The 20427-nt window shown below is 68.0% G+C and carries 17 protein-coding genes; 7 read left to right on the top strand and 10 right to left on the bottom strand.

The window, feature by feature from the left end; translation table 11 throughout:
* Positions 1–19: 19 nt before the first annotated feature.
* Positions 20–1009, bottom strand: coding sequence for a malate dehydrogenase (locus BEP68_RS00085; protein WP_187248878.1), 990 nt, complete (start codon positions 1007–1009; stop codon positions 20–22).
* Between the two features lie 50 nt (positions 1010–1059).
* Between BEP68_RS00085 and BEP68_RS00080 the strand changes: the two genes are divergently transcribed.
* Together BEP68_RS00080 and pip are read left to right on the top strand one after the other, a co-directional pair.
* Positions 1060–1941, top strand: a complete 882-nt coding sequence (locus BEP68_RS00080) for a neutral zinc metallopeptidase (protein WP_056276671.1) — start codon at positions 1060–1062, stop codon at positions 1939–1941.
* A 9-nt stretch (positions 1942–1950) separates the two neighbouring features.
* Complete coding sequence (pip, locus tag BEP68_RS00075) at positions 1951–2913, top strand: prolyl aminopeptidase (RefSeq protein ID WP_187248877.1); 963 nt, start codon at positions 1951–1953, stop codon at positions 2911–2913.
* A 24-nt stretch (positions 2914–2937) separates the two neighbouring features.
* On the opposite strand, the gene BEP68_RS00070 is transcribed toward pip, so the two are convergent.
* Genes BEP68_RS00070 through BEP68_RS00060 form a run of 3 tightly spaced genes read right to left on the bottom strand, consistent with a single transcriptional unit; the run spans position 2938 to position 6420 of the window.
* On the bottom strand, positions 2938–4692 hold the full coding sequence (locus BEP68_RS00070) for an aldehyde dehydrogenase family protein (protein WP_187248876.1): 1755 nt from the start codon (positions 4690–4692) through the stop codon (positions 2938–2940).
* Positions 4693–4720: 28 nt separating this feature from the next.
* Entirely contained in the window at positions 4721–6118 is a 1398-nt protein-coding gene (locus tag BEP68_RS00065) for an MFS transporter (protein WP_187248875.1), read from the bottom strand.
* 38 nt (positions 6119–6156) lie between these two features.
* Positions 6157–6420 (bottom strand): glutaredoxin family protein, encoded by a 264-nt coding sequence (locus BEP68_RS00060; protein WP_053098687.1) that lies wholly within the window; start codon positions 6418–6420, stop codon positions 6157–6159.
* Positions 6421–6528: 108 nt separating this feature from the next.
* On the opposite strand from BEP68_RS00060, the gene BEP68_RS00055 reads away from it, so the two are divergent.
* Positions 6529–6921 (top strand): SIP domain-containing protein, encoded by a 393-nt coding sequence (locus tag BEP68_RS00055; protein WP_056276678.1) that lies wholly within the window; start codon positions 6529–6531, stop codon positions 6919–6921.
* A gap of 49 nt (positions 6922–6970) precedes the next feature.
* On the opposite strand, the gene BEP68_RS00050 is transcribed toward BEP68_RS00055, so the two are convergent.
* Entirely contained in the window at positions 6971–7432 is a 462-nt protein-coding gene (locus tag BEP68_RS00050; RefSeq protein ID WP_053098689.1) for an adenylyltransferase/cytidyltransferase family protein, read from the bottom strand.
* 162 nt (positions 7433–7594) lie between these two features.
* Here BEP68_RS00050 and BEP68_RS00045 point away from each other — a divergent pair, with 162 nt between their 5' ends.
* Both BEP68_RS00045 and BEP68_RS00040 read left to right on the top strand, forming a co-directional pair.
* A complete protein-coding gene (locus tag BEP68_RS00045; RefSeq protein ID WP_056276680.1) occupies positions 7595–8773 on the top strand; it encodes a glycosyltransferase in 1179 nt (392 codons plus the stop codon).
* Between the two features lie 177 nt (positions 8774–8950).
* Entirely contained in the window at positions 8951–10558 is a 1608-nt protein-coding gene (locus BEP68_RS00040; protein ID WP_187248874.1) for a right-handed parallel beta-helix repeat-containing protein, read from the top strand.
* Between the two features lie 74 nt (positions 10559–10632).
* Here BEP68_RS00040 and BEP68_RS00035 read toward each other — a convergent pair whose 3' ends face one another.
* The 5 genes from BEP68_RS00035 to BEP68_RS00015 all read right to left on the bottom strand — a co-directional run bounded on the left by BEP68_RS00035 (position 10633) and on the right by BEP68_RS00015 (position 15289).
* Positions 10633–11913: a nucleotide sugar dehydrogenase gene (locus BEP68_RS00035; protein WP_072590677.1), complete on the bottom strand. Its 1281-nt coding sequence runs from the start codon at positions 11911–11913 to the stop codon at positions 10633–10635.
* A 12-nt stretch (positions 11914–11925) separates the two neighbouring features.
* Entirely contained in the window at positions 11926–12651 is a 726-nt protein-coding gene (locus BEP68_RS00030) for a polysaccharide deacetylase family protein (RefSeq protein WP_187248873.1), read from the bottom strand.
* Entirely contained in the window at positions 12648–13643 is a 996-nt protein-coding gene (locus BEP68_RS00025; RefSeq protein WP_187248872.1) for a glycosyltransferase family 2 protein, read from the bottom strand. The genes BEP68_RS00030 and BEP68_RS00025 overlap by 4 nt, the downstream gene beginning before the upstream one ends.
* Before the next feature lie 217 nt (positions 13644–13860).
* Entirely contained in the window at positions 13861–14556 is a 696-nt protein-coding gene (locus tag BEP68_RS00020; RefSeq protein WP_187248871.1) for an acyltransferase, read from the bottom strand.
* Positions 14549–15289, bottom strand: coding sequence for a CDP-alcohol phosphatidyltransferase family protein (locus BEP68_RS00015; protein WP_187248870.1), 741 nt, complete (start codon positions 15287–15289; stop codon positions 14549–14551). The genes BEP68_RS00020 and BEP68_RS00015 overlap by 8 nt, the downstream gene beginning before the upstream one ends.
* 210 nt (positions 15290–15499) lie before the next feature.
* Between BEP68_RS00015 and BEP68_RS00010 the strand changes: the two genes are divergently transcribed.
* Positions 15500–16105 (top strand): hypothetical protein, encoded by a 606-nt coding sequence (locus tag BEP68_RS00010; RefSeq protein WP_187248869.1) that lies wholly within the window; start codon positions 15500–15502, stop codon positions 16103–16105.
* A 126-nt stretch (positions 16106–16231) separates the two neighbouring features.
* Positions 16232–20427, top strand: a 4196-nt coding sequence (locus tag BEP68_RS00005) for a LamG-like jellyroll fold domain-containing protein (protein ID WP_187248868.1), incomplete at its 3' end; no start/stop codon positions are given.

The raw sequence follows: 20427 nt of genomic DNA, 5'->3' as shown, positions 1-20427 counted from the left end.
GAGCCGGAGCGGTGACCTTTCAGAGCATCCCGAGGGCTGTGACCGCGTCCCGTTCCTCGACGAGCTCGGCCACCGAGGCGTCGATGCGCGTGCGGGCCCACTCGCTGACCTCGAGCCCCTCGACGATCTGCCATTCTCCGTCGACCGACCGCACGGGGAACGACGAGATCAGGCCGGCGGGCACGCCGTACTCGCCATGCGAGACCACGCCGGCCGAGGTCCAGTCGTCGGTGCCGCGCACCCAGTCGCGCACATGCTCGATCGTGGCGTTCGCGGCGGAGGCGACGGACGATGAGCCGCGCACCTCGATGATCTCGGCACCTCGCTTCGCGACCCGGGGGATGAAGGTCTGCTCGAGCCACGTGGGCACATCGCCGACGATGGCCTCGAGCGCATCCGCGACGGGCTTGCCGCCGACGGTCGCGTGCGAGACGTCGGGGAACTGCGTCGCGGAGTGATTGCCCCAGATCGGCACACGTCGCACGGTGTCGACCGGCACGGCGAGCGTCTGTGCCAGCTGGGCTCTGGCGCGATTCTCGTCGAGCCGGGTGAGCGCCGCGAATCGCTCGGCCGGAACGCCGTCCGCCGAGGCCGACGCGATCAGCGCGTTCGTGTTCGCCGGGTTGCCGACCACCGTGACCCGCACGCCATCCGCGGCATGGGCGGCGATAGCGGCACCCTGGGGACCGAAGATGCCGGCGTTGGCCGCGAGCAGGTCTCCGCGCTCCATGCCCGGCCCGCGCGGTCTCGCGCCGACGAGCAGAGCGAGATCGCACCCGTCGAAGCCGACGGCCGGGTCGTCCGTGACCTCGACGTGCTCGAGCAGTCCGAAGGCGCCGTCCTGCAGTTCGAGGGCCGCACCCTCGGCGGCGCCGAGCCCCTGAGGGATCTCCAGCAGCCGCAGCCGTACCTTCTCGTCGGGGCCCAGCAGGTCTCCCGCGGCGATCCTGAAGAGCAGTGCGTAGCCGATCTGTCCGCCCGCACCCGTGAGCGTGATGGTGGTCGTCATGCCTCGAGCCTACGACGGTGCGAGCCCGTGGTGCAGAGTACCCTCGTGGCATGACCTTCAACCCTGACGCAGACGTCTCCGGCAACACGGCCCGCCGACGTGGCCGTGGTGCCGTCGTAGCCGGAGCGGGCGGCGTCGGCCTGCTCGGCATCATCGCCCTGATCGCCGGACCCCTGCTCGGCATCGATCTGACCGGCCTCCTGGGCGGCGGCACGACGGGTGGCGGGACGGAGCCGCAGGGTGGCAGTGTGATCGAGAACTGCCAGACCGGCGAGGATGCCAACGAGAACGTCGACTGCCGTGTCGCCGCATCCCAGCTCGCGCTCGACGGCTACTGGGAGGACTACATCGATCCGTATCGGCCGCCGCAGCTGATCGTGGTCGATGGAGCGACCTCGACCGCCTGCGGCACCGCGTCGAACGCGGTCGGTCCCTTCTACTGCCCGCCGGATGAGACGGTCTACATCGACCCCACGTTCTTCGATCTGATGGAGCAGCAGTTCGGAGCATCCGCCGGCAACCTCGCCCAGCTGTACATCGTCGGGCACGAGTGGGGACACCACATCCAGTACATCACCGGCGTCATGGACAGGTACCCGAACAACGGCACGGGGCCGGACAGCAACGGCGTGCGCGTCGAGCTGCAGGCCGACTGCTATGCGGGTGCGTGGATCGGGCAGATGACGAAGGAGAAGGACCCCGACGGGGTTCCTTACCTCCTGCCGCCGACCGAGGCGGAGCTCGAGGATGCCCTTAACGCCGCGAACACCGTCGGCGACGACAACATCCAGCAGCAGTCGTCCGGCACCGTCAATCCCGAGAGCTTCACGCACGGCACGAGTGTGCAGCGCAAGGCCTGGTTCGCCCAGGGATACACCAACGGTCTGGACGTCTGTGAGCAGCCGCTGACCGTGTCCGGCGGAGAGCTGTAGGCAGGCGCGATGGACCTGGACGCGCTGTACCCGCCCATCGAGCCCCATGAGACGGGCGAGCTGCTCGTCGGTGACGGACACCGCATGTACTGGGAGGTCAGCGGGAACCCCGAGGGCAAGCCCGTGGTCTTCCTCCACGGCGGACCGGGCAGTGGCACCTCGCCCTGGCAGCGACGATTCTTCGACCCGGAGGTCTACCGCATCGTGCTGCTCGACCAGAGGGGCTGCGGGCGCAGCACCCCGCACGCGAGTGCGCCGGACGCCGACCTCCGCTTCGTCACCACCGCGCACCTGATCGCCGACATCGAGCTGCTGCGCAAGAACCTCGGCGTCGAGCAGTGGCAGGTGTTCGGGGGATCGTGGGGTAGCGCGCTCGCACTCGCCTATGCGCAGGCTCATCCGGATGCCGTCAGCGAGCTGATCCTGCGAGGCATCTTCACCCTTCGGCGCGCAGAGCTCGAATGGTTCTACGAGGGCGGGGCCGCCGCGCTGTTCCCCGACCTGTGGGAGGAGTTCATCGCTCCGATTCCGGTGCTCGAGCGCTCGCACATGATCGAGGCCTACCACCGGCGTCTGTTCGACGCCGACCCTGCGGTGCATGGTCCGGCGGCGGTGGCCTGGTCACGGTGGGAGGCGTCGACCGTGACCCTTCGCCCGGACGCCGCGCAGATCGAGGCGATGTCAGACCCGGACACGGCTATCGCCTTCGCCCGGATCGAGAATCACTTCTTCGTGAATCGCGGATGGTGGAGCGAGGGTCAGCTGATCGACGGTGTCGACGGCATCCGCCATATCCCGACGGTCATCGTGCAGGGACGCCACGACGTGTGCACGCCGATGATGACGGCGTGGGATCTGCACGTGGCCTGGCCGGAGGCGGAGTTCGTCGTGGTCGACGACGCGGGTCACTCGGCGACGGAGGCCGGCATCCAGCGAGCGCTGCGTGCAGCGACCGACCGCTTCTCGGCCTGACGGCTCGCGGCCGCAGGGAGTGCGTCAGGCGCGCAGAGCCGCAGTCAGCGTCTTCACCAGCCGGATCAGACCGCCGTCGGCGCGGAATCGCGTGAGCCCTTCGCTGACCGTCGCCCCCGTGCGCGCGGAGACGAACCACGGCGGCTTCGGGAGGATGCTGAGGCGTCCGCCGCCATTCGCCACCGGGAGCGACCGGGGGAAGGGACGGAACGGTCCGCGGATCACCGAGCGCTCGACGCGGTCGAGCAGGAGCGCGTTGTGGACCACTCCGATGCCGCTGCCGACGTCGGCGATCGTGCTGCCGGGGAATGCTCCCCAGGTCATCGTCGGGGTGATGAAGCCGAAGGCGGTCCAGCCGTTGATCGCGATAGACCCGTAGCGCAGGGCGGCGATGGCACGGTCGAATCCGGCGCCGAGGGCCTTCTCGGTCGACGGCTCGATGAGCAGGTTCGCCCCGAGGGTCCCCTGCAGCCGGTCATTCGCATAGGCCACCGCCGAGTCGAGGAACTCCTGACCGGTTCCGGCGAGCGAGACGACGCCCAGCACCGGGGCGAAGTACTCGGTGCTCTGCAGCGCCGTGGCGTCGTCGCCCTCGGAGACCTCGACCAGCACCCTGTCGCCGAGCACGAGGGCATCGGGGTACGCGTCGGTCGCGAGGTGCATCCGCGAGGGGGAGCCCGGGTACCAGATCGGTCGTTCCGGAGCGTTCGCATAGGCGCGGCGGAGCGCCGCCCGGAAGTCATCGGCCTGCGCCCAGTCGGAGGACATGATGACGACCTGTCCGGCGATGCAGTTGTGGCCGCTGTTCTGCAGGCGCATGGTGGCCACGTGCTCGGCCTGGTACGTGAGATCGGCGTCGGTCCACTCGCCCGGCACGATGATGATGGGCGATACTCCGCCGAGCTCGGCGGTGATGGGCTTCTTCAGCAGCGGGCGGTCCTCACGGCGTCGCCGGGTGGCGGCAGCTCCGGTGCCCCACACGATCGTGTCGAAGGTCGCGGCCGATCCGGTGATGTGCACGTGCGCGAGGCCGGAATGGCCGGTGAGGTAGGTGCCGACCTCGGGCCCGCCACGGGTGATGCGCAGCAGTCCTGGGCCGATGAGCGGTGCGAGCGCCCGCTTGTAGACGGGCACCAGCGCATCCTGGGTCGGATTGACCTTGAGCAGCGCCGTGCGATTGTGCGCGAGCAGTTCGTAGAGCACGTCGAGCACGGGGATCGAGGTGATGTTGCCGGCGCCGAGCACGAGCCCCACGCCCCCCGATTCCGAGGGTGTGCGCTGGGCCAGTCCGGCCGCGGCGCGTGCGCCGTTCGGGGTCACCCCGGGTTCGAGCCAGACCTCGCCCGTGTAGCCCGAGAGCAGGAACCGATCGAGGCCCGTGAGAGGGAAGGCATGCACGCGGGTGCGTCCACCCGGGGCGCGGTCGATCGTGATCCCGTCGAGCGGGTTGGTGCCGTGCGCGAGGCGCGCGAGGGTCTCGATGTAGGCGTCGAGGGCGCCGAGAACGCTGTAGGGACCGCTGAGCCATTCCTCGCCACGCAGCGGATGCCGGGCGTCGAGGCCCTTCGAGGCGGCTGCGGTGTGCGCCCAGTCCTCAGCAGCGGCGGCGACGCTCGAGCGGACGGCCCGCAGGAGCGTGACCCGCTGAGCCAGCGTCAGCGCTGCCCAGGTTCGGGTGCCGGCGTGCAGGTCCTCGATCGCGGTGTCGAGGCGAGTGCGCTCGGCCTCACCCAGCTCGGGGCTCGCCGTCGAAGCGGCGGGCGTTGTCGCAGAAGTCATCGGCGTCTCCTTCGGACGGGATCCCAGCTTATGTCGCGTACTCCGGTCGGGTGTCGATGTCGGCGCGACGCAGACGGTAGCGGCGGAGCGTCAGCAGGCTCGCTGCCATCAGGAACGAGGGGAGGATGCTGAACGCGAGCACGATCCCCGTGATCGCGGCATCCGGTTGTGAGGCTGTGGCACCTGCGACGCTCGACACGTAGCCCGTCGCGGCGAGGGTGAGGGACACAGCGCTCGCTCCGAGCGCGAACCCGATGGTCTCTCCCGCCGTCCACACTCCCGTGAAGGTGCCCGCCTGCCCGCGCCCGCTGTGCCGCTCATCGTGCGAGATCACGTCGGGGAGCATCGCCATGGGCAGCGACTGCAGTCCGGCGTAGGCGATGCCCGCCACCGCGATCGAGCCGTACATCCATGCTCCCGGCGTCCAGACCGCGACGACGAGCGATGCGGCGGCGGTCAGGAAGACCCCGCTCGCGATCGCGAACGCCCGCTCCTTGCCCAGGCGTCGCGCCACGATCGTCCAGCCGGGCGTCGCCACCAGGGCCGGACCGACGAGTGCCAGGAAGACCAGCGTGACGGCGTCCTCCGAGCGCAGCACCCAGGTGGCCACGTACTGCGCGCCGGCGAGCATCGTGCCGGTGGCGAGCGCCTGCAGGAGGAACGTGCCGAGCAGTGCGCGGAAGGGCTGGCTGCGACGCAACGTGCGCAGGCCCGCAGCGTACTGCTCACGCAGGCCCACGGGGGCGAGGGCCTTCGGTCGGTCAGCCGCGGCCATGCTCCGCGCGGCCGCATCGGCTGTCCGCGATGCGATGAGCATGCCGACGCCGATGACCACACCGGCGACCACGCCCATCAGCAGGTATCCCGTGACGGGGTCGGCGGTCGCGCGTCTCAACTCGGGTCCGCCGGCGCCGAAGAGCAGGATGGATGCGGTGAGCACGACCACGCGCCACCCGAGCAGGCGGGTGCGCTCGTCGTACCCTGAGGTCAGCTCGGCGGGCAGCGCGACGTAGGGCACCTGGAACAGGCTGAATGACGTCGCGGTGGCGAGGAACGCGAGCAGCACGCACACCGCGCCGGCGAGGGGCCCCCACGACGGCGGCACCGCGAAGGTCAACGCGAAGAACACGGGGAGTGTCAGAGCGCCGACGACCATGAGTCCGCGACGCGAACCGGTCTTCGCGTACTGGCGGTCCGAGGCTGCGCCGATCAGGGGGTCGATGACGACGTCCCAGATCTTCGCCGCGGTCACGATGAGACCGGCCGCGAGTGCGGCGACGCCGAGATTGTCGGTCAGGAAGTACGTCAGCACGAGCCCGGGCAGCGTGGCATAGCCGCCTGTGCCGAGCGAGCCGATCGCGTACAGGGCGACCGTGCGAACGGGCAGGCGGACGGACGCCCGTTCGGGCCGAGCCGCGGTGCTCATCGCGCCAGTGTATCGGTGCGCGACGAGGCCGCTTCAGGTCAGATCAGGGAGAGTTCGCGGAGCTTCGACTCGACGTCCGCGTTCGACGGCTCGACGTGGTGCGAGGAGTCGGGGTAGACCACGACGGGGATGTTCGTGCGACCGGAGATCTCCTTCGCGACGTCGGCCGCGGAGGGGTCGGCGACGAGGTCGACATAGGTGTACTCCACGCCGAGGGAGTCGAGCTGCTTCTTGGTGCGGATGCAGTCGCGGCACCAATCGGCACCGAACATCGTGATGGCGGAGTCTGCAGGAGAAGTCATGTATCCAGCGTAGAGCCGCTCGGCTGGGCAGGCGCCGAGACGGCGGATGCGGCGATGCGACTGATCCGCCATTGATAGATAAGGGTACCCTTACCTATACTCGGGCGTATGAACAGCGCATGCGAGCACCTCGAGGATCCGGACTGGGAGAACATCGAGGGAGTCGTGCTGATCGCGGGTGATTCGACCGATGCCGGGGCCATCGCCGCCATCGCCGCTCGCATGCCGTGGGATGCCGAGGGGGTCATCCTCATCGAGGCGGCCGCTCGCATCCAGTTCCGCCACATCGACGTGCCCGAGGGAGTGTCCGTGCGGTGGCTGCTGCGCGGTGACGGTGCCCGTCAGCATGCGAAAGGCGAGCGCCTCGCGAACGCGGTGCACTCCTGGTGCGTCGAGTGGACGTGCGCGGAGCCGGCGCTGCAATGGACGGTCTGGCTCGGTGCGCACACGCCGCCGCACGTCGCACGGATGGCGCGCAGCCTGCTCGGCGTCGCGAACTGACTGACGGCAGGGTCCGGCCCGGGCCCGCCCCGCCGTCAGTCAGGGGCAGTCAGCGCGTCGCGAGCGCAGGAGCGCCGCCGACGGTCGCGCCTGCGCTGATCGCATCGAGCGCACGACGCAGCGACGAGCTCGACGTGTGCGCGGTGTACGGGAAGTACACGACCTCGACGCCGACCTCCCCGAACTCCCTCTCGAGCCGCAGGCCCTTCTCGGTGCCCCGCCAGTCGTCGCCCTTGAAGAAGTGCGTGAACTGCACGTCTCGCCACGAATCCATCTTCGACGGCGTGGTCTCGACGTACACATCATCGACGAACGAGATGTGACGGACGATCTCCGCCCGCTCAACGGTCGGGATGACGGGCTCGATGCCCTTCACCTGCCGCAGCATCTCATCGCTGACGACACCGGCGACGAGAATGTCGCAGTGCTGCTTGGCGTGACGAAGAAGGTTGAGATGCCCGACGTGAAACAGGTCGAAAGCACCCACGGCATAGCCGATGCGCGTCCCCATGATCTCCCCAGATCAGTATTTCCCCAGAGGCGGATCCCCATCCGCCCAGCGACTCCCACAGCCGCATCCCGTCACTCTAGCAGGTCGCGGTTTCCCGACGCATAGGAACACATGGAACTATGGAGTCCGCAGTGATGCCGGTACAGGCGAAGGGGGCGGACAGTGGGGACAGCGGTCACCGTCATCGTGCCGACCTTCAACGAACGCGACAACGTCGCTGAACTGGTGGCCCGCACCGCGCTCGCGCTCGCCGCGTACGACGCCGAGATCCTGTTCGTCGACGACAGCACAGACAGCACGGCCGCCGAGGTTGAGCGGGTGGCAGCCGATGCTCCGCTGCCCGTGCGCGTGATCCACCGGGCCGACAACACCGGTGGGCTCGGGGGAGCGGTCGTCGTCGGGCTGGAGGCCGCACAGCACGATCTCTGCATCGTCATGGACGGCGACCTGCAGCATCCGCCCGAGCTGCTTCCCGTTCTCCTGGGAAGGCACGGCGAAGGCGGCGCCGATCTCGTCGCCGCCTCGAGATACATCGGCGGCGGCGACACGAGCGGCTTGGGAACGGCGGTCCGCTTCGGTGTCTCCAGGGCGGCCACCTGGCTGACACGGGCGATGTTCCCGATCCGTCTCGCCCGCAGCACCGATCCGATGACCGGGTTCTTCCTCGTCGACCGGTCGCGTCTGGACCTGGCCGCCCTCAAGCCGCAGGGATTCAAGATCCTCCTCGAGATCCTCGCTCGCACGGACCTCCGCATCGCCGAGGTGCCGATGGAGTTCGGCGAGCGTCGTCACGGGACCTCCAAGGCGAGCCTGCGTCAGGGGGCGACCTTCGTGGCGCACCTGGCCAGACTCCGATTCGGCAAGATGTCGCTCTTCGCGATCATCGGAGTGATCGGCGCGGCCGCGAACCTGGGGATCATGTGGCTGCTCACCGCCGCAGGTGTTCCTTATATATGGGCCGCGATCATCGGCGCCGAGGTCACGATCATCGGCAACTTCCTCCTGCAGGAGCGGTTCGTCTTCGCAGACATGCGCACGGACGCACGCGGACTGGGCGGCCGATTCGCCGCGTCGTTCACCTTCAACAACGTCGAAGCCGCACTGCGGATCCCCGTGATGGCGCTCATGGTCGAGACCTGGCATATCTCCAGCGTGCTCGCGACGGGGCTGTCGCTCATCGTCGCCTTCTTCGCGCGATTCCTCTTCCACTCCCTCGTGGTCTACGCGCCGCAGCGACGGGCGAAGGAGGCGACGCAGGACGGGGAGCCGAAGCCGGACACGGCGACGCTGCGCATCATACGGGCGATCGATGCCGAGGCGATGAAGCCCGGCGAGCTCTGAGCCGAAGAGCGTATTAGGGGGGACCCGGATGCGGAATATATCGCCCTGAAGACATGGGTCTACTGGAATATTCCAGATTCTCGGGTGACATACAGGTTCGACCCACCTAATATGGCCTGCGATAGCCGCCAAACTCTGTGCCTCGGCGCAGCCCCTCCCCGAAACGGCTGGACACCTATGAATAATATTTCTTACCCTGCCCTCGTCCGCTCAACCCGATCCTCCACCTCGACCCCTCGAAGCGCCCGACTTCTGGTCGCTCTCCTGCTCTCCACGATCCTCGTCGCCGCAGGGCTGATCTTCGCTCCACCCGCAAGCGCCGCGACCTCGGTCACAATCAAGCCGGGTTCGCTGTCCACCGTCGCGGTCGGAAGCACCGCGATCCGTGATGCGAAGGTCACAGCATCGACCACCCTCGCTTCGCTGCCCGGTTCCGGGAGCGGCGTCTACACATCTGTGCAGGCCCGATCCGGAAAGACCGGTGCGTACGTCGCTCAGGCCCGCAGCTACCCGAACGGGACCGTCTCGGTCTCGATCAAGCGCATCAACGGGACCGGACGCTCGCTGACCCAGTCGACGATCTCGTCGTACATCACTCTGCCCGAGAAGATCAAGGCGGGCCAGAAGCTCACCCTGACGCTCGAAGCCAAGGGCACCTCCACGGTGACCCTCAAGGCAACCGCCAAGATCGGCACTTCTGCGGCCCGCGAAGTGTCTGCGAAGGACACGTCGGGCTCGCGCATCTCGGCTGAGGGCAAGGGGGCGGTGACCTTCTACACCTCGAAGGGATCGCCGTCGCTCAAGGCCGCGGTGAACTCGTCGTCCTACGCGGCAGCGCAGCTGCCGGCTCCGGCTCCGGCCCCGAAGCCGACTGCCACGACCAAGCCGACCGCTCCGGCACCGGCTCCGGCTCCGGCACCGGCTCCGGCGCCCGCTCCGGCACCTGCGCCGGCTCCCGCACCTGCGCCGGCTCCCGCACCGCCCGCCAACCCGACGGTGCCCGAATCCGGTCACCCGACGGCAGCCACCACCGGCGTACCCGCTGGCGTGACGCTGAAGGTGCACCAGGGCGACCTCGTGATCACGAAGGCCAACACCGTCGTCGACGGGCTGGAGGTCAGAGGGATCATCGAGATCAAGGCGCCCGGCGTCGTGATCAAGAACTCCCGCATCGTCGGCGGTTCGACGGCGCGCAGCATCGGACTCGTCACCAACGTCAACTCGGGTCAGCCGTTCACCATCCAGGACTCCGAGGTCTACGCGGCATCGGAAGACCCGGCATGGAACGGCCTGGTGGGTTCCAACTTCACTGCGCTGCGGATGGACATCCACCGCGTGGTCGATCCCGTCCGCGTCCTCGGAGACAACGTCGTCGTGCGCGACTCCTGGCTGCACGACAACTCCCACTGGGAGAAGGACCCGCTGCGCGGTGGCACGCCGTCGCATGACGACTCGGTGCAGATCGAAGGCGGCGCATCGATCCTCCTCGAGGGCAACCGGATGGAGGGCGCGACGAACGCTGCGGTGCAGATCACCCAGAACTCGTCGATCGCGAAGCTCGGCTCCATCACCATCCGCGACAACTATCTGCAGGACGGTGGTTGCACCATCAACGTCGGAGCATCCGCGGCGAACAACCGACCGATCGTCACGAGCAACGTCTTCGGACCCGAGCGCATCTTCGCCGGGTGCGGGATCGTGGCACCCGTGTCGAGCGCACCGGTGCTCAGCGGCAACATCTGGGAGGTGGGCGCTGTGCCCCTCACCCGCTACACGATCGGCTGATCACTCCCGCCACAACAGAGAAGCCGGGCGGTGCGACATCCTGTCGCACCGCCCGGCTTCATGCATGACAGAGGTCAGAGGCGCTCGATGCCCTCGCCTCGCAGGCGGTTGCGCGTGTCGAAGACGGGTACACCGCTCGCTTCGAGCACCTCGTAGTCGACGTCGTCGTGATCCGTGATGAGCACGATGACGTCGTACGCGTGGAAATCGACCTCCGCGGCGGGGATCCTTTCGACGGTGCGAGGCCAATGGTGCTCTTCGACGTGCGAGTCCACCGCATGCACGACCGCCGACTGATCCTGCAGCAGCTCGATGAGCGGAAGCGCCGGCGACTCGCGGATGTCACCGGTGTTCTTCTTGTAGGCGAGCCCGAGGAGCAGAACGCGCGCGCCGTTGAGTGCGCTGCCCTCCTCGTTGAGGCGTCGGCTGACCCGCTGCAGAACGTATTCGGGCATGTGGTCATTGACGTCATTGGCGAGCTCGACGAACCGGAAGCTCTTGCCGAGCTTGCGACGCACCTGCCACGAGAGGTAGCTCGGGTCGACCGGGAGGCAGTGCCCGCCGACGCCGGGACCCGGCGTGAACTTCATGAAGCCGAACGGCTTGGTGGCGGCCGCGTCGATCGACTCCCACACGTTCACACCGAGGGCGTGAGCGAAGACCGCGAGCTCGTTCACGAGAGCGATGTTCACGTGACGGAAGGTGTTCTCGAGGAGCTTCGCCATCTCGGCTTCCTTCGGGGAGCTCACCGGCACGATCGTGTCGACGATCGCCGAATAGAACTCCGACACCTTCGCGAGCGATTCCGGATCGATGCCCGAGACGATCTTCGGCGTCTCCTGCAGGCCCCAGGTCGGGTTGCCCGGGTCGATCCGCTCGGGGCTGTAGCCGGCGAAGAAGTCCGTGCCGGCGGTCAGGCCGGAGCCCTCTTCGAGCAGCGGGATCAGCAGCTCCTGCGTCGTACCCGGATACGTCGTCGACTCGAGAACCACGAGCGCTCCCCGTGTGAGCTGCGGCGCGAGGGACACCGCGGCGCTCTCGATGAACGAGAGGTCCGGAAGTGTCTCGCGAAGCGGCGTCGGCACGGTGATCACGGCGACGTCGAAGCCGGCTGCATCCGCGTAGTCGGACGACACGCGGTAGCGGCCGGAGTCGAGCGCGGCACGCAGCTCGTCGTCCGAGATGTCATCGACATGCGAGCTGCCGGCGCCGAGGCTGTCGATACGGCGTGGATCGAGGTCGAGACCCACGACTTCATGGCCGATGGCGACCGACCGCATCGCGACCGGCAGACCGACATACCCCTGTCCGATGACGACGACCTTCTGTGCCTCTCGGCGGTTCTCCTCAGTCATCTTTCTTCCCCTTCATCGTTTGAACCAGATTCCCTTCACCGGCGAGCCGGAGGTCAGTGCCTGCGCGAGACTTCGCGCGTGGAGTCCTCGCTCGCGATACGCCGCCAGGATGCGGGTCGCGAGAGCGCTCCGATCCACGGTCGGCGGTGAATCGCTGCGACCGCCGTCGGCGAAGCCCGCGTACGAATCGTGCGACAGCAGGATCGCGCCGGCTTCGGCACCGCGAAGCGCGCGGGCGACCCGCTGCTCCGTCGTCGCCTCGCGAGAGTCCCATGCCGTCGGGCCCCAGAGCACGGGTTCGAGACCCGTCGCCTTGATCGCCCGGAAGCTGGTGAGAGACTGCAGTCCGTAGGGCGGGCGGTACCACCGCACCGCAGTGCCGGAGATGTCCTCGAGCTCGGCCTTCGCCGCAGCCGTCCGTTCGCGGACCTCGCGGTGGCCGAGGCGTGAGATCGGCCTATGGTCGGGTCCGTGCAGCGCGACCTCGTGGCCGGCGGCGAGGATGTCCGAGATCAGCGTCCGATGCTCACGGGCCCGCGTCATCAGCACGAAGAAGGTCGCGGACGCGGACTCGTCGCGGAGCACCTCGAGAACGCGTTCGGTCTCGACGGGATCCGGTCCGTCGTCGTAGGTGAGCACGAACTCTGGGCGACTCGTGCGCACACGCACGATCGACCCGAGGGGGCCGCCATGGCTGCGCAGCCATCGCCGTGCCGGTGCCGGGACGAACCGGCTCATGCCGAGGCGCCCGGCCGAGAGTATGCGGAGTATGTCTGCCCGATGCTCGCCGAGATCATTCCCGCTCCTCGGTACGCGAGGCGCAGCCCCTTGGCATCGTGGCGGATCGAGCGAGTCAGGCGCCCGAAGAGATGGCGCGCGTATCCTGCGACGACGCGGGCGGCGCCACCGGCGAGTCCCTTCGCGCGGATGAGCAGGCGACGTGCGGTTCGCGACTCCAATCGCAGCTGCACGAGGATCGAGACGTTTCCGTGGCTGAACGACCGCTTCAGCGCCCACGGCCGGGTCTGACGTTCGGGCTCCACCGTGTCCTCGGCGACGGATTCGTTGCACCACACGAGGCGCGCGCCCGTCTTCTTCAGGCCCATGCTGAAGAGAGTGTCGGAGCCGCCGCCGAGCCCGATCCGCTGATCGAAGCGCACACCGCTGGCACGCACCTGATTCAGGTCCAGCAGCAGGTTCCCTGTCGCTGCAACACCTATCTCGGTACCTGTCGGGCGTTGCGGACGACGGAAGAGGCCGCTCTCGAGAACCCACGGATCGGCGTCCGGGTCGAAGAGCGACACGACGCGCCCCATGACGGCGGCCGGCTGATCGGAGTTCGACCAGGTGAGCAGAAGCGACGAGATCCACCCCTCGAGCGGAACCTCGTCGTCGTCGATGAACGAGAGGAGGTCGACATCCACCGACTCATCCAGGGCGCGGTTGCGAACCGCGGGGATGCCGGGTGTCGCCTCCGCGACGTAGCGAGTGGCCACGCCGGCGTACTCGTTCTGGACGACCGAGCGAGCGGACTCGGCAGGGTCGTTGTCGATGACGAGGATCGAGACGGACCTCGCGTGTCTGGCGTCGATGAGCGGCGCCAGCTGCTCTCCCACCAGCTGCAGAGTCTGGACCAGACGCTCGGGGCGCTTGAAAGTCGGAATGGCGACGACGAGTGATACCTCGTCGCTCTTCCGCGATTGCGCCGTGCGGTCGTGTGCTGCCTGCATGTGGTTCCCCCTCGGAGCCGACGTGCGTGAATCAGATGTGTACGGTGAACCGGACTGACGGTGTTCGTCGATCGACGGCACGCAGAATCACGTGACCGCAGGGCGCGTGTGTCGCTGCTCCCGCGGGTGCGCCAGAAATCACTGACATCCCCAGATCCCCAAAATCCCCAAAGTCCTTCCAGCCACGCCGTCCCCACGGTCATGACTGTGGATCAGCTTACACATTTCCTCCGCCGTCGCCACCCATCGAAGTCTGTCGGGTGCGGATGACCTTCGCCGGGCTGCCTGCGGCGATGCTGTAGTCGGGGATGTCCCGGGTGACGACGCTGCCACTGCCGATCACGACTCCGCGTCCGATCGTCACGCCCGAGGTGATCGTCACACCGCTGCCGATCCAGCAGTCGTCGCCGATCGTCACGGCGCCTCTCTGAACCCCCTGCGACTTGATGGTCGCGCTCGGATCCGAGAACACGTGGTTCTCGGAGAACACGCGAACACCCGGGCCCAGCATCACGTCATCGCCGATCACGATGCTGCCGGAGCAGCCGATGAAGCATCCTGTCGCGACGCTCGAGCGGTCGCCGACGCGGAGTCCCTCCCCGACTTCGCCGCCATAGTACGACGAGGGGCGGATCGCCGTACCGGCTCCGATCGACACCCCGGATCCGAAGACGATCCCGTTCTTGGAGAGTCCCTGCAGTTCGACTCCGTCCTCGACGACGAGCCGTCCGGCGTAGCGGATGAACGACGGGTTGGTGATCCGCACCCGACGTCCGAGAAAGAGCGGGCCGCCCGCGGTTCCGAAGAACGGCCGACGGACGAGGCCTCGGGCGATCATTCCCGCCGCCCGGCGGTACGCGCTCCATTTCGCTGCGCGTGACTGGCGCGCGGAGAGCCCGGAGAACTCAGGCATGTCCTGCCCCGCTCGGGCCGAGGGAACGGTGCCAGCGAACGACCGAGGCGATCAGGATCAGGGCGTTCACTACCAGCAGCGCCGTGTACAGCGTGATGAACAGCCAGGGGACCCAGAGCGTCGCGAACACCAGGATCAGCAGTCCGTAGTCGGCGGGCAGCACGAGCAGGGCGTACAGCGGCGAGTTCCGGAATGCGGCCTTCGACGTCGTACCCGTCGCACCGACGCGGCGGATCAGCTCGGTGAGGATCACCCCGAAGAAGAACACGGAGGCCACGACCTGGAAGCCGAGAGGGATCAGGAGCATCGGCGGCTGAAGATCGTAGAAGCGCCACCAGCAGATCAGGACGGCTATGTGGATCGTCGCCATCTTCGTGGCGTCGACCATGTGATCGAGCCATTCGCCGCGGGGCGAACCGCCGCCCCGAAGTCGTGCGAGCTGGCCGTCGGCCGAGTCGAGGGCGTACCCCAGGACGAGGAAGAGCACGATGAGCAACGAGGTGAGCAGCGTCGGCGGTGCCAGCGCGATGAGCGCGATCCCGGCGAAGGTGAACAGGGCGCTGACAGCGGTCACCTGGTCGGGAGTGCGTCCCCATGCGAACGCGACGGCGGCGAAGATGCGGCCGATCGGACGGTTCACGAACCGCGAATATGCGGGCGCTCCCGAGTTGGACTTCTGGGCGGCCCGCAGCGAGGCGAGCGCTTCTCGGACGCCTGGCGTCTGCTGGGACATGAATCCTCCGGTCGTTGCTGATCGGGATGGCGGACTCGCCGGTGCGGCCGCGCGGAGCGTCGGTCGGCTCGACCTCCCCAAGGCCGACCCGCGCCGGTGACGCGCGGTTGCACTGACTTTAGCCGACGCATCGACCGTTCGCGGTGCAAGCGGTAAAGTTTGCCGAACGCCGAGATCGCACAGACGTCGAGGCGCAGGGGAGAGGGACCCATGACTCGAACGCGCAAGACGATTCTCATCGCAGTGGGGGCGGTCCTGGTCGTCGTCGTGGCCGGGATCATCTGGTTCCTGACCGCCCAGGGCGCGCAGCAGAATGCCGAGCCGTCGCCGACGGCGCCCGCGTCGGTGCCGCCGACGCCCAGCGTGTTCCCCACGCCCACGCCCGGTTCCACCGATGTCGAGCCGTCGGAATCAGAGCCTGTCGAGGTCGACATCGACGAGACCGCCACTGTGGTCGAGGGAGTGACCGTCGAGGTCGTCTCGATGACGGCGTTCGAGTCCTCGAGCGAGCAGCCCGGCGATCTCGCCGGTCCCGCGCTGAAGGTCGTGGTCCGCGTCACCAACTCCACCGACGCCGCGCTCGATCTCGGGGGAGCGACGGTGAACCTGGCGTCAGGGCCCGATCAGAACCCCGCTCCGCCGCTCGGCGACACTGTGGCGAGTGGCCTTCCGGCGACGCTCGCGGCCGGTGAGAGCGCGGACGGCGAGTACTCGTTCTCGATTCCGGTTGACGCGCGGAGCGATGTAGGGGTTACAGTGGACCTGCTAACTGGCGAGCCTTATGCCGCGTTCAGGGGTGCGGCACCCGCCAGCTAGCGATAACTGGGGTTATCTGGGGATCTCGTCCTTCACCGGACGTGTCAATTCATTGGGGAATGAATTATGGCTGTACAACTGGGGATTTTCGCGCGCTCGCGCGCCGTGGGTCGGGCGGTTCTCGTCATGGCGACCGCGGGGGCGGTGGTCGTGGCAGGGCTCGTACTCGCGCCGTCTGCGGCATCCGCCGACACCGCGCCGGTCGACACGAGCACGCCGAAGACGGTGACGACCGACGCGCTGCCGACCGTGCAGATCAACGGGGCGGCGTGGGATCAGGTGATCGTCGGCGATACCGTGTTCGCCGGCGGCACGTTCACGACGGCGCGTCCGGCGGGGGCGGCCGCGGGCACCGAAGAGGTGACACGGAAGAACGTCCTCGCGTACGACGTGCGAACGGGAGCCCTGCTTCCCTTCGCGCCCGACGTGAACGGCCAGATCAACTCGGTCGCCGCATCTCCGGACGGCACCCGCCTGTACGTGGGGGGCGACTTCACGACGGTCGACGGGCAGCCCCGCAACAGGATCGCTGCATTCGACCTGCCCTCTGGGACCCTCGTGAGCACGTGGGCTCCGAGCGTGAACGCCTCCGTGCGAGGCATCGTCGCGACGAACGCAGCGGTGTACTTCACAGGCAACTTCGGTCGCGTCGCCAGCAACGATCGCAGTCGCGCCGCGGCAGTGACGTCGGCGGGCGACCTGCTGCCCTGGGCCCCCGTGCTCGACAACAGGGGCAACGACATCGTCATCTCGGCCGACGAGCAGAAGGTCGCGCTCGGAGGGCACTTCACGACGGTCAACGGGTCGTCCAACCCCGGATACGGCATGGCCCTGGTCGATGCGACCACGGGCGGCCTGCTTCCGTTCGCGGCCAACGGCGTCGTTCGGAACGGTGGCGAGGACAGTGCGATCTGGTCTCTGAGCACTGACGGCACGAGCCTCTACGGAACCGGATACACCTTCGGCGGAGGCGGCAACCTCGAGGGCATCTTCAAGAGCGATTGGGCGACCGGCGGTGTGACCTGGGTCGAGGATTGCCATGGCGACACCTACAGCGCGTACGCCACACCCGACGCCGTCTACGGCGTCGGGCACTCCCATTACTGCGAGAGCGTCGTCGGCGGCTTCCCGCAGAGCGACCCATGGACCCACTATCGTGCGGTCGCGTTCTCGAACTCCGTCGCGCGAACCACGCCGAACGGCCTGGCGCTCGGGTACGCGAACTGGGCGGGCAACCCCGCTCCTCGTCTCCTGCACTGGTACCCGACGTTCGACACCGGAACGGTGAGCGGCGCGACGCAGGCGGCCTGGAGCGTCACCGGCAACGCCGACTACGTCGTGATGGCGGGGGAGTTCACCCGCGTGAACAACCAGATCCAGCAGGGTCTCGTGCGCTTCGCCACGACCGAGAAGGCGCCGAACACCGACGGGCCGAGGCTGAGCGGCAGCACCTGGGTGCCCACCGCGACTGCGGTCGCCTCGGGTGCCGTGCGTGTGACCTGGCCGTTGAACTGGGATCGCGACAACGAGTTCCTCGAATACAAGGTGATCCGCGACGGGGTCAACGGGTCTCCGATCCACACGACCACTGCCCGTTCGAAGCCCGCCGACTGGGGCCTTCCCGGCATGGCCTTCGTCGACTCCGGCGTCGCCCCCGGCAGCTCCCACACCTATCGAGTGCGCGCGCAGGATGCCAAGGGCAACGTCGCCTGGAGCACCATCGTCACGGCGACTGCGGGCACCTCCGGCAATCTCAACGCCTCGTCCTACTCGCAGGCGATCCTCGCGGACCGCCCTACGCACTACTGGCCGCTCAATGACACCGGACAGGCATCCTCCGACTGGGCGGGTGCGAACAACCTCGCGGTCCGCAACGGGGTGACGCGGAGCGTCGACGGTGCGTTGGCTACCGCGACGATCCCCGCGTCTCGGTTCAACGGCACCACGTCGGGGTATGCCTCGACCGAGACTGCCGAAAGAGGACCGCAGTCCTTCGCTGCTGAAGCCTGGTTCAAGACCACGACGAACGCCGGCGGGCGAATCCTCGGCTTCGGCAACCGGTCGAGCGGCACGTCGACGTCGAGCGACCGCGCCATCTACATGGACACGAGCGGTCGGCTGAACTTCGGCGTCTACCCGGCCGAGAGGCGCGTTCTCACGTCTCCGAACGCCTACAACGACGGTGCATGGCACCACGTCGTCGGCACCATGGATCCGATCGCAGGAATGACCTTCTATGTCGACGGCGTGCGCGTCGGGCAGCGGACCGACTCGTACTCGGCCGAGATCTACAGCGGCTTCTGGCGCGTCGGAGGCGATGCCACATGGTCGGGTGCGCAGTACTTCTCCGGCACGATCGATGAGGTCGCGGTGTACGGTGCATCGCTCTCTGCCACTCAGGTGGCGCAGCACTTCACGGCCGCCGGCCGCACGGTCGGTGTGCAGAACCCGCCCGCCGACGCCTACGGCTCGACCGTCGTGAAGTCCGATCCCACCCTCTACTGGCGTCTCGCGGAGTCCACGGGAACCGTGGTTCAGGATGCGTCGGGATCCGGGCAGGGCGGCAAGTATGTGGGCGCCAACACCAAGGGCCAGGCGGGTGCGCTTCAGGGCGTCGCCAACTCGGCAGTCACGTTCAGCGGGGGCCAGGCGATCAGCCAGACGGCATTCGTGAACCCCGTGGTGTATTCGACGGAGGCCTGGTTCAAGACGACGTCGACGTCGGGCGGCAAGATCGTCGGGTTCGGCAACAGCGCGACAGGAAACTCGTCGAGTTATGACCGGCACGTCTATATGACCAGCGCAGGGCAGCTCGTCTTCGGGGCGACCAATGGGGGGCAGGTGCGCCTGACCTCGAGCGGTTCCTACAACAACGGGCAGTGGCATCACGTGGTCGCGACGCAGGGTTCTTCGGGCATGCGGCTGTATGTCGACGGTGCGCTCGTCGGAGAGAACGCGAACAAGACGTCGGGCAACTACACGGGGTACTGGCACGTCGGAGGTGACGTGTCGTGGGGCCCCGGGGGCAACACCTTCCTGGGGACCATCGATGAGGTCGCCGTCTACCCGTCGGTCATTCCCGCGGCGACGGTGAGCGACCACTACAGCCTCGGACGCGATGGCGTCACCGTGAACAAGCTGCCGTCGGCGAGCTTCGCGTCGCAGGTGTCGAAGCTCAAGGTCGATGTCGACGGGTCGGCGTCCGCAGACATCGACGGCACGATCGCGTCGTACGACTGGAACTGGGGCGACGGAAGCTCGCACGGCTCCGGTGCGACCGCGACCCACACATTTGCCGAGGCCGGAACGTACTCCGTGACTCTGACGGTCACGGACGACAGGACAGGCACCGCAGAGAAGACCACCTCGATCGCGGTCGTGGCGAACGTCGCGCCGACAGCGACCTTCACCTCGGCACTGTCACCGCTGAAGGTCGACGTCAACGGATCCGGATCCACGGATTCGGACGGGTCGATCGCGTCGTACGACTGGAACTGGGGTGACGACACCGCGCACGGTTCCGGCGCGACCGCGACCCACACGTATGCGGCAGCCGGGACGTATCCGGTCACGCTGACGGTGACGGACAACGATGGTGCGACGACGACCAAGACGGAATCCGTGGCGATCTCTGTCGGCGACGGGATCCTCGCGTCGGACGTCTTCGATCGCACAGCCGCGAGCGGTCTCGGCGAGGCCACGGCCGGCGGTGCGTGGTCGTTGGCGAACGCGGCAGCGAACTATGCCGTGGACGGTTCGGGTGTGTTCCGGCTGACGGCCGGTGGCGCGCTGCGGACGGCGTATCTGCCCGGTGTCTCGTCGGCAGCGACCGAGGTCACGGTCGATGCGACGTTCGATTCAGTGCCGGTCGGCGGCAGCGTGCAGGCGCAGGCGCTCGCTCGTCGGATCGGTGCGGACGACTACCGGGCTCGGGTCACGGTCACAGCCAGCGGTTCGGTGAGTCTGCAGGTGCTGCGCAGCGGCACGACGCTGGCGACGCAGAACTTGACGGGTCTGACCGTCACGCCGGGAACAGCGTTGACGCTGCGGGTGGAGGCATCGGGGACGAACCCGACGACCGTCCGGGCGAAGGCGTGGAAGTCGGGCACGGCGGAGCCGGCGGCATGGCAGCTGAGCACGACGGACTCGACGGCCGCGCTCCAGGCGCCCGGTCAGGTGGGCCTGGCGGCATACGCGGGATCCGGAGTATCGAACGTGCCGTTCCTGGTGCGGTTCGACAACCTGGTCGCCAAGATCCCCGGCACGGTCGTGCCGCCGCCCAATGCGAACCCGGTGGCGTCGTTCACCTCGTCGGCGAACGC

The sequence above is a fragment of the Microbacterium sp. 4-7 genome, from assembly GCF_014332665.1.
Classification (GTDB): Bacteria; Actinomycetota; Actinomycetes; order Actinomycetales; family Microbacteriaceae; genus Microbacterium.
Note: the sequence above shows the minus strand (reverse complement) of the source record. Positions and strands in the feature narration are given on the sequence as shown.